The following is a 9008-nucleotide window of genomic DNA, read 5'->3' on the forward strand; positions in this document are numbered from 1 at the left end:
CGAATTAATTATCGGTTAACCAACGTTGCCGGATTTGAGCGGCGATCCGGTCCCGATCCCCGGGAACAACCTCTCCTCATCTCGTCGGCTGATTTGCAGTTGCGCGAGCGGCGGTCTCAAGAGTCGCAAAAATGTCATCCGTTTTCCCGTCGACGTCGTCGTCGCAGTCTTCGCTGATCTCCTATAGAAAGCGTCTGACTCTGCTCGGCGGCGTGAGCATGCTCGCGATGGCCGTCGTCTTGCCGGCAGTTGCAGCAGATCGGCCGACCCCGTTCGTGGCTAAAGGGGAGAACGGGCCGCGAGGAAGCGCCGGCATCTTCGGCTTCTGGACAAGAGATGCAGTCGCCGGCAGGCCGGGTGGCAACGTCGATCTCGCCAACGTCGATGTCAGTGCCGCCCAGAAAAATCCAGCAAGCACTATCGAGATGGGATCGAAAGGTGGCAGCGGCGGCTCAGGCGACGCCAGTGGGACCGCTTCGGTACCTGGAGCCGATGGCGGCTCTGCCGGCAACGTTACCGTCTCGCTCACCGATCAAGTGTCCGGCCGCGGCGATCAGAAGTCGGCTGCTCCTCGCATCTGGATCTATTCGCAAGGTGGCAATGGCGGCGGAGCACAGAAAGATGTTGGGGCTGGCGGGGCAGCCGGATCTGTCGGCCTGACGCTGTCGTCCACCATTTCGACGGAGGGAGCTTCCTTCCTCGGGGTTCGTGTCAGCTCAATCGGCGGAAACGCAGGCTATGGTGGAACCGACGCTTCGAAAACAGAGGCCAAGAAGGGCGGCGCCAGCGGCGACGTGACCCTGGACATCCTGCAGTCCGGCAGCGTGTCCACAACGGGCAAGGGCGCGACGGCCGTCATTGTTGAGTCCCTCGGCGGGGCGGGCTCCGTCCGCGGCGATGGAACCTTCTACAGCAACCCCTTCGTGACGAAGGGCGGATCGGCCGGCAGTGCCACCTTCACAAATGGCGGGCACATCAAGACGACAGGCGATCACGCCATCGGCGCTCTCGTTCAGAGCGTCGGCGGAACCGGCGGTGCGCAGAATACGACCGGGGGCGGTCGGCCCGGGGAGAGAGGTGGCGATGCAGCCTCCGTCGCTTCGACCAACAACGGCAGCATTAAGACGGGCGGCGAGTACGCCTTCGGCGTGCTGACTCAATCCGTCGGCGGCAAGGGCGGCCAGGGCGGCGGCGCAAGCTTCAGCGGAGGCGACGGCGGTGATGCCGGCGACGGCGGCGCCGTCAATGTCACGAACCATGGATCGATCGAGACCGGCGGTCTCGGCGCAATTGGCGTGATCGCGCAGAGCATCGGCGGCGGCAAACCCCTCGACGCGCTCCAAGTCGTTCCGGTGAAGGAGCGTACCGGCGGCGGGGCCGGCGGTTTCGGCGGCGGCCTGTTCTTCGGATCGGGCGGAGTCGGTGGGCAGGGCGGCGTCGGCGGCAGGGTTGATGTCGTCAACGACGGATCCATTCTGACAGCTGGCAACAAGGCCTACGGCGTTCTGGCCCAGAGCATCGGCGGCGGCGGCGGTGGCGGAGGGAAGGCCCAGGCGTTCGGCTTCTTCTTCGACGTCGCGCTCGGCGGTGACGGCGGAATCGGCGGGAAGGGGCAGGACGTCAGTGTCGCGACGAGGGCGAGGACGGCCAAGGGCGATCCCGTCACGATCGAGACACGGGGCAACGAGGCTGCCGCCATCCTGGCGCAATCGATCGGCGGTGGCGGCGGAATCGGCGGCGATGCCGTGTCGCGTGCAGCTGGCCTCGTCATCACCGTCGCGACATCGAACGGCGGGTCCGGCGGCAAGGGCAACAGCGCCGGCAAGGTTGATGTCGACAACGCCGCCGAAGTCACCACTCAGGGATCCCGATCCTACGGCATCGAGGCGGTGAGCATCGGCGGAGGAGGCGGTGCCGGGGGAACTTCCATCGCTACCGCCATCGGCGCCTCCGCCGCCTACGTTGCGGATATCAACATCATCGTTGCCTCAGCTCAGGGCGGCGTCGGCGGGGACGGCGCCAAGGGCGGCCCGGTCGATGTCAAGAATTCAGGCTCGGTCAAGACAACCGGCAGCGATGCGTCCGGCATTCTGGCCATGAGCATCGGCGGCGGCGGCGGTGCCGGCGGCTTCGCGGACACGTCCAGCCTGTCGATTACGGGGCCGGAGGTCGTGTCGATTTCGGTCAATACCGGCCTCGGCGGAAGCGGTGGGACCGGCGGTTCCGCGGACAAGGTAACCGTGACCAATTCTGGCCAGATTTCGACGGCCAAGGCCCAAGCTGCTGGCATCGCCGCCTACAGCATCGGCGGCGGCGGCGGTGTGGGCGGAAGCGCCGACGTGGTGCAGCAAGCGGCCGGCAAGGGCTACGGGATGGCGGTCAACGCCGTCCTCGGCGGCAAGGGCGGGACCGGCAACAAGGGCGGCGGTGTCAACGTCATCAATGGCGGCTCCATTACGACCGAGGGCTACGCGGCGAACGGCGTTCATGCGCTCAGCGTCGGCGGCGGCGGCGGCGCGGGTGGATCGGGCGAGATCAAGACGATTACCGGCATCAAGGCGGCCAACCTCGGCCTTGGGGGCAATGCGGAGACTTATGCAGACAAAGTGACCGGCTACATCCCGGTCAAGCCCAAGACCCTGTCCATCAACGGGATCGTCGGTGGCGACGGCGGCACGGGCGGCGACGCGGGCCGCGTCGAGGTCATGAACGCGGGACGTATCGAGACCTGGGGCGCCGATGCCCGGGGCATTTTCGCCCAGAGCATCGGCGGCGGCGGCGGCGCGGCCCCCGCTGGCAACGCAGAACTGTCGAACAAGGTGCAGTTGAGCCAAGTCGTCGGTGGCAAGGGTGGCGCGGCCGGCAAGGGCGGTGACGTGGTCGTGCGCAACACGGGCACCGTCGAGACTTTCCGTGACGGCGCCTACGCGATCCAGGCTCAATCCGTCGGCGGTGGCGGAGGCAGCGGCGGCTCCGCCTCCAGTTCGGCAGGCAATTCTTTCCAGAACGAACTTCTCAAGGGCACAGGCAAATATGTTGGCGCCCATACGTTCCAGGCCTGGAAGTTCATCGACAATTATTACCGCTTAGTCTCCGAAGGCGGCCGAGGCATCATGCCGAAGCTTCTCAGCAAGCTGAATCTCAAGCCTGAAATCCCGTTCTCCGTCTCGTACAACACTACGATCGGCGGAAACGGCGGAGCCGCGGGCACGGGCGGTGCCGTCACCATCTCCAACACCGGAAACCTCACGACCTATGGAGCATCCGCAACGGCCATCTTCGCGCAATCAATCGGCGGAGGAGGTGGCGACGCGGGCAACTCCAATGTGTCGGGCGGCAAGATCATCAATCTGAAGAGCGTGACGGGTGGCGACGGCGGCGCCAACGGAGACGGCGGCAAGATCGAAGTCCGGCACAGCGGATCGATCATCACGAACGAAGCATCGTCCTTCGGCATCCTCGCCCAGTCGATCGGCGGCGGCGGCGGGAAGGCCACCACTGGCGCCGACAAATCCGAGAGCTGGGATCCCGTGACCCTCGTCAGCGAATTCGCCGGATACCAGACGGTGGTGGGTGGCCAGAACGGGGCGAAGGGCGTCGGGGGCGAGGTTCAGGTCACGAATTCCGGATCGATCACGACGCACGGGAAGGAATCCCACGGCATCCTCGCCCAATCTATCGGCGGCGGCGGTGGTCTCTCTCTCCTGAACGTCAACGATCCTTACGACATGCTCAGCCTGAAGGGCGCGCTCACGGTCGAAGAGAAAGCGGCGATACTCGACGCGTTCGGAATCGACGTGGACAAGGAGGTGTCCGCTCTCGAAACCTCCAAGAAGGCCAAGGACGAGCAGAAGGCCAAGAGCGGAGAGACGCCGCAGGCAAAACTTGACGCCCGCCTTGGCGGCAAGGGGGCAATCGGCAATGGCGGCGCCGTCAAGGTCGATGCCACCGGCTCGATCTCGACCGATGGTGAAGCGGCCTTCGCTGTCCTGGCCCAGTCGATCGGCGGCGGCGGCGGTCTTTCGACCAGCGGGAGGGCGGACGTTGCCATGGTAGCCGGGCGCATCGGCGGAATCGACGACACAAACGGCAATGGAGGCACGGTGTCCGTCAACCTGGACGGAAGCGCTTCGATCAATACCCGCGGTTTCGGTTCCCACGGCATCTTCGCCCAGTCGATCGGCGGCGGTGGCGGGTATGGCGGCACGACGCCGAACACGCCAGCTTTCGTGACGGTCGACAAGACGACCGGCGACGGCGGCAAGGTCGAGATCAAACTTTCCGAGGGTTCGATCGTGATGACGCGCGGCACCAAGGCGCACGGCGTCTTCGCGCAAAGTCTTGGCGGCGGCGGAGGTTGGGTCACCGATTTGTCCGATCGGGCCGACTTCACCACAGCGGGAACGAGCCGCGCTCAGGCCTCCGGCAAGGGCGGGACGATCGACATCACCTCGAACGGGTCGATCGCGGCCCTGGGGGCGGACGCTTACGCAATCGTTGCACAAAGCGGGGTGCAGCGCACCGACGGCTCGATCGATCCGGGCAGGACGAGTGACACGATCAAGATTATGGTCAACGGTATCGTCAGCGGCGGCAGCGCCAGCGGTGCTGGCATCCGGCTCGACGGCGGCGTGAACAACACGATCACCGTCTCCGAGGACGGCAACGTCAGCGCTCGGTCGGGACGTGCAATTGTCGGATCGCAGACACAGGATACGCTGACCAACCGCGGCATTATCGTAGGAGACATCGATCTGAGAGGCGCAGGTCCGGGCGCGGGCGACATCTTCGTGAACGGCGCTCCCGGCCAGAGCGGGGCGCTCCTCTTCACGGGATTGCACGGAATCATCGATCTCGGTTCGGCCGGCCGTCTGACGAACCACGGCGTCATCGATATCGGCGGAGCCGGCAGGGTCGCCGATCTGAAAGTGACCGGAAACTTCACCCAATCGCAGGGCGGCCAACTGCTCATTGATATCGATGCCCTGGCGTCCGACGGCGCATTGCGGAACGACCGCTTGAACGTGAGCGGCTCAGTCGACCTGGGAGGAGCGGTGCGCCCGAACGTGATGGGCAGCCTACTTCCGGGTGACTACACCTTCCTGACCGCCGGCAAGATCCAGGCGCTGAGTGCCGATGCTCCGAATACGGCGATCCAGTCCGACTCCGTACCGGTGTCTTGGGCGATCGTGCGGACCGGAGAAAGTGTGGCCCTCCGGCCGAGCGCAAACTTCGTTTCCCCCCTTGGCATGACCTTGACCAGCGACCAGCGGGCAGCAGCCGGGGCATTACAGGAGCTGTGGAACGTGGGCTCGCGCCCGCAGGCCACAGTGTTCGCCGACTTCCTTTCGGTCCGTAGCAAGTCCAGCTACGCCGCCGCTCTCGACGCCCTCAATCCCGAATCCATTCAGAACGTACTACATGGCCGCGCGTCCGACGCCCGAGCCGGACTGCACCGCGCGAACAGCTGCCCCACCTTCACGGGGACCGGCACCCTGCAACAGGAAGGCGACTGCGTGTGGGGCCGGGTGGCCGCGGGTCACACCGCGATGTTCGGCACGCCAGACGACGGCGGCTTCCGGCAGAGTTCACTGAGCTACCAGGGCGGCATGCAGACCGAGTTCGCCCGTGACTGGTTCTTTGGACTGACGGGCGCCTACACCCGCGCGTATCTACGCGATGCCGATCAGGTCAGCGGTTCGATGGCGGATGCAGCCGACATCGCCGTCGCCCTCAAGCATCAGGTGGGCCCCTGGCTGTTCGCCGCCTCGACGAATGTCGGCTACGCTTGGTCGGACAACCGTCGATCAATCAACATCGGCAACAGCAGCTGGCTCGCCCGCAGCAAGTCTGAAGTGCTGACGGCAGCCGGCCGGCTGAGAGCAAGCTACCAGTTCCTGTTCGATGGCTGGTACATCAGACCCTATGCTGAGGTCGACGTGCTCTACACCCATAGCCCCGGCTATTCGGAGACCGGCGCGCAGGCCTTGAACCTCGATGTCCGCGAGTCGCACAAGACGCTTTTTGCCTTCAGCCCCAACGTGGAGATCGGCGGCCGCTACGACATCGACGCGGAGAGCTGGATCCGACCCTACGGCAAGTTCGGCGTCACGATGTTCTCCGACGACAGGTTTATCGGGCGAGCCAGCTTCCAGGGCAGCAATGGCCTCGGACTATTCTCGACGGCCTCACGCATCCCGGACCTCGTGGGAGACGCCGGCCTCGGTGTGCAGGTCAAATTCGGCAACGGGCTCGAACTGCTAGGCGAATATCAGTCGCAGGTTGGGGATCACTTCTTCTCCCACAACGGCAGCGTCCGATTGCAGGCTCGCTTCTGATGCCTAGCAGCTTTCGGTCGCCAAGCCGGCGGCGGAGACAGCGCTCATTTCGGCATGGCTCGGATTTCATGTAGATCCTGTCCAACAGCTTTAGTTCGGCGGCATCTCACCGCCGGACTACCGTTCAACATGCTGTCAGCTCGACCAGCTCGACACGGGGAGCAGAATCGGCCTGTACGTCAATCGCCTGATCGCCCGCCTCTTGCGCTTCGAAGTGCTATGCTAGGTGAGGTGTGGGCGCGATGGAGCTGTGGCTCGCGCAAACCGTTGCTGCTCGGGCCATTTGAGCAGCCAACGACAATCAGGCCACCATTAGTCCGCCTCCCCAAGCAACCTGCTCCAAACCTGACAGACCGCTTTAGACAAAGCTCCGTTGCTCCCGCTGAAATGGTCGGCCGGTAAGCAGACCCTGTGAGGGCCTGCTGAGGGTCGAGAGCGGCCCCTGACCTTTCGCCCTGAAGCGGACGTTTTATTTCCACCCCATCGGCCAGCGATCTCCCGAACGGCCTCTCGCAATGGCCGGCCCCCGGCGCCTACTGCTCCAGCCCGCGCCCGGCATTGAAGCGTGCGCGATAGGCTGCCGGACTGACCCCGGTCAGCTTGCGGAAGCTCGTCCTGAAGGTGACCGTCGATCCGAAGCCGCTCGCCAGCGCCACGTCATCGATCGACGCGCTGCCGCTTTCCAGCAGTTCCTGGCCACGCCTGACCCGAGCCGAGAGGAACCACTGCATCGGTGTGGTGCCGGTCTGCGCCTGAAAACGCCGGGCGAAGGTCCGCTTACTCATGCCTGCACGGGCAGCCATGGCTCCGATGCTCAGGGGCTGGTCGACGTTCTCGCGCATCCATTCGAGCACGGGGGCGAGGCAGGCGCTCGTGCGGGGTGGCTCGTGGCGGATGAACTGCGATTGTCCGCCGTCGCGGTCGAGCGGAGCGACCGCCAGCCGGGCAGCCTGAGCCGCCGCCGCCTGTCCCAAGTCGCGCCGCACGAGATGCAGACACATGTCCAGGCCTGCCGAGGCACCGGCCGACGTGATGACTCGCCCCTCGTCGATGAACAGCCTGTTCGGGTCCACGTCGATGGCGGGGTAACGCTCGGCGAGGAGACCTGCGGCGAGCCAGTGCGTCGTCGCACGCCGTCCGTCAAGCAAGCCGGTTGCAGCGAGCACGAAGGCGCCCGAGCAAATCGATGCGACCCGCGCGCCGGCTGCCCAGGCCTGGCGGATAGCCGCGAGCACGGCCGGTGCGACTGGCGCGGTCGGATCGTCGATACCAGGGACAACGAGCGTATCGACCTGAGAGAGTGCGTCCAGTCCGTAGCGAACCCGTAGCCCGAACGCGCGGGCGCGAACCTCCGGTGCTTCACCGCAGACTCGGACCTCGTAGAAAGGGAGGCCATCCGCCCGTTCGACCCGCTCGAAGACCGCGCAGGGGATCGAGAGGTCGACGGGGACGACCCCATCCACCGCCAACACGCCGACAACGTGAGCCATGACACCGATGCCTCTCCGCTTCCCTCCCGTCCATAACGGATCGGACGGTTGGCAGAAAGCGATCGGTCAACGTCGTTGCCGCCACTCACGGCGCGTCCGTCGCGTCCAGTACCCACGATCGGCATCGAACGCAGGGACAGATCGTGAGCATGGATCGTCGGCGAAACAGATGGCTGGATGGACTCAAACCGACTGGATCGGCCGTCCCGACCGTGGAGAGGGGATATGCCGACCTTAAGTCGCTGCGATGGCTAGGGATCGCCGCTCTCGTGGAGGCGACGACGCTGCTGCTCCTCGTCGGCGTGGCAGTCCCCTTGAAGCACCTCGGCGACTGGCCCCTGGCGGTCCGTGTCCTCGGTCCGGTCCACGGCTTCGCCTTCGTGGCCTACCTCTGGCTGCTCCTCCGGTTGCTCGGTGCCGGCCTCCTGTCGCGCGGCGAGGCGGCCCGGCTTGGCGTCTCCGCGCTCGTTCCCCTGGCTGGCTACCTCGCGGCCCGCTTCCTCGCTCGCCGTGTCTCGGGACAGCCGGATCGGGGTTTGGCAAGATGATCCCGCTGCACGCCTACCCATGGCTCAAGGCGCTGCATGTCGCGTGCGCGTTACTGTTCGTCGGCGGTGTCTTCGCGAACAGTTTGCTCCTTGCCGCAGGGCGTGCGGCAGGAGCCCGGACCGCGCCGGTCCTGGGGCGATGGGATCGCACGGTCACAGTGCCGGCGATGCTGGGCGTCTGGGCCTTCGGTATCGGCCTTGCGATCTCGGGCGGCTGGTTCACTTACGGCTGGCTTCAGACGAAGCTGGCTCTGGTCGTGCTTCTGTCCGCCATCCACGGCCTGCAATCGGGACAGATCCGAAGGCTTGCCGAGGGGACGGACTTCAAGCCCGTGTGGGCTGCCGCTCTCGTCGTCCCATCCGTGATCGCGATAGCCGTTCTCGCAGTGATCAAGCCGTAGAGAAAGCCGGACCGACGGCGCCGGAGTCCGCATTCTACCCGCCCGGGAGCGCACCATCGCACATTCACCGGCCCAGACCGCGAGGTTCCTGGCCGGCCGAGGGCCGGGATGCGGACGTCTCCGACAGCCGCAACGGGTTGATTTCGTTGAAAAACGCAGAGGCAGTGCTTTGGGCATCGCTCAAGACAGGGCGCTGGAGAACTTTTTTCTTTTCCTGTAGTGCGATGCCGC

The 9008-nt window shown here is 65.5% G+C and carries 4 protein-coding genes; 3 read left to right on the forward strand and 1 reads right to left on the reverse strand.

Features of this window, described 5'->3' with window-relative positions:
- The first annotated feature begins 131 nt into the window (after window positions 1-131).
- On the forward strand, window positions 132-6338 hold the full coding sequence (locus tag ABS772_RS13820) for an autotransporter outer membrane beta-barrel domain-containing protein (RefSeq protein WP_350395405.1): 6207 nt from the start codon (window positions 132-134) through the stop codon (window positions 6336-6338).
- 533 nt (window positions 6339-6871) lie between these two features.
- On the opposite strand, the gene ABS772_RS13825 is transcribed toward ABS772_RS13820, so the two are convergent.
- Window positions 6872-7828 (reverse strand): GlxA family transcriptional regulator, encoded by a 957-nt coding sequence (locus ABS772_RS13825; RefSeq protein WP_350395407.1) that lies wholly within the window; start codon window positions 7826-7828, stop codon window positions 6872-6874.
- A 149-nt stretch (window positions 7829-7977) separates the two neighbouring features.
- Here ABS772_RS13825 and ABS772_RS13830 point away from each other — a divergent pair, with 149 nt between their 5' ends.
- Entirely contained in the window at window positions 7978-8376 is a 399-nt protein-coding gene (locus ABS772_RS13830; RefSeq protein WP_407942989.1) for a DUF3817 domain-containing protein, read from the forward strand.
- Complete coding sequence (locus tag ABS772_RS13835; RefSeq protein WP_350395410.1) at window positions 8373-8777, forward strand: CopD family protein; 405 nt, start codon at window positions 8373-8375, stop codon at window positions 8775-8777. The genes ABS772_RS13830 and ABS772_RS13835 overlap by 4 nt, the downstream gene beginning before the upstream one ends.
- Window positions 8778-9008: the final 231 nt, after the last annotated feature.

The sequence above is a fragment of the Methylorubrum podarium genome (genome assembly GCF_040270385.1).
GTDB lineage: Bacteria > Pseudomonadota > Alphaproteobacteria > Rhizobiales > Beijerinckiaceae > Methylobacterium > Methylobacterium podarium.